A 506-nucleotide genomic window follows, 5' to 3' on the forward strand; every position below is an offset into this window, starting at 1 on the left:
GGCGGATACGCATGGCCTGCCCTTCGCCGCGCCGCCGCTGCGCCTGTGCACCGACAATGCCGTCATGGTGGGCTGGGCCGCGATCGAGACGATCCGCGCCTGCCGGGCCCTGGGCCTGCCGGCCGGACAGGATTTGGACCTGCTGCCCCGGCCGCGCTGGCCGCTGGAGCAGATGGCCGAGCGGTTCGCCCCTCCTCATGGGCGTGCCCCATCTTCATCGATGCGCCCCTCTTCGATGTGCCCCGATTCGATGTGAATCACCGCGCATGAACTACCGTCACGCCTTTCATGCCGGCAATTTCGCCGATTGCATGAAGCATGTCCTGCTAGTGCTGATCCTGCAGGCGCTGGCGCGCAAGCCGGCCGCGTTTTCGGTGCTGGATACCCATGCGGGGATCGGCCGCTACGACCTGACCGGCGAACAGCCCGGACGCACCGGGGAGTGGCGCGCGGGGATCGGCCGCCTGCTGGAATCGGCCGCGCCGGGCGTGCCCGACGCCTATCTG

The 506-nt window shown here is 69.4% G+C and carries 1 protein-coding gene and 1 pseudogene; both read left to right on the forward strand.

What is annotated here, in order from left to right; translation table 11 throughout:
* Positions 1–256: pseudogene (locus HUK84_RS22720) on the forward strand (hypothetical protein); the annotation flags it as partial.
* Positions 257–266: 10 nt separating this feature from the next.
* Positions 267–506: 23S rRNA (adenine(2030)-N(6))-methyltransferase RlmJ (rlmJ, locus tag HUK84_RS22725; RefSeq protein ID WP_176642098.1), on the forward strand; the 240-nt coding region annotated here is incomplete at its 3' end.

This window comes from Nguyenibacter vanlangensis (assembly GCF_013376155.1).
Classification (GTDB): Bacteria; Pseudomonadota; Alphaproteobacteria; order Acetobacterales; family Acetobacteraceae; genus Gluconacetobacter; species Gluconacetobacter vanlangensis.